The 1,096-nt window shown below is 43.2% G+C and carries 1 protein-coding gene; it reads left to right on the forward strand.

Annotated features, from left to right (window positions below; all coding sequences use genetic code 11):
- A partial coding sequence (locus tag AC6F75_RS12955; RefSeq protein ID WP_500715513.1) for a fibronectin type III domain-containing protein occupies positions 1–1,096 on the forward strand: 1,096 nt, incomplete at both ends.

Genomic DNA, 1,096 nt, shown 5'->3' on the forward strand with positions numbered 1-1,096 from the left:
GCAACTACAGTCCCAACTTCTATGGAGGATTTTGGGAATGCAACTTTTAATTATAATACTAACGTCAACATGCCTTGTTGGTCTGAAGGGACCGGAAGTTTAACTGCGTCAACAACTGTAACTGTTGCAGACGGTGGTTGGGGGGCTCTAAATTATAATAATAATGCAGCACATCCAAACGGTAATGCGGCCTATATTAACCTGTATTCATCTGCTGGAAGCACTGACTGGTTGATTTCACATTCCATCGACCTCGATTCAGCCATTGAGCCTGAGTTGCGCTTTGATGTTTCTGTTATTCCCTGGTCAGGTACAAGCCCCGTGACTACAATGGGTAGTCATTATGTTCAAGTGGTTGTATCAACTGATGATGGTGCCACCTGGTCTGATCTAAATATTGTTCAAACTTATGATGACCTGAACATACCTGACGGAGGAATTTCTGAAGAAATTAATTTAAGTAGCTATTCAGGTGTTGTAAAAATTGGCTTTTATGCGTATCGAGAAGGATCAACTCCGGACTTGCGCTTTTATATAGACAATTTTGAAGTTGTTGAAACTTTTGTTTGTGATGCACCCACTGCATTGACACTTGTTTCGGTAACTGAAACTACTGCAGATTTTTCATGGACAGCTTCAGCTACTGAAACCGATGGTTACAATTGGATAGTAATGGAAGACGGCGATGACCCGTTAACTGACACACCGGTTACCAGTGGTTCTACTGCGACAGGCATTACTACAGCAATGGCATCAGGCCTGGATGACGATACCGACTATGATTTCTATGTACAAACAAATTGTGGTAGTGGTAATTTAAGCGCTTGGGCAGGTCCATTAAGCTTTACTACTGATGAAATAGTGTTAGTATGTGCTCCTCCAACCAACTTAACGTTAGTCAATGTAACTGTTACTACTGCTGATATTTCTTGGACTGCTTCACCGGATGAAACCGATGGCTACAGTTGGGTTGTCATGGAAGACGGCGATGACCCGTTAACTGACACCCCTGTTGACAGTGGCACCACTGCTACCGGTGTTACTACTGCTTCGGCTTCCGGCCTGGATGACGATACCGACTATGATTTCTATGTAC

This window comes from Planktosalinus sp. (assembly GCF_059864935.1).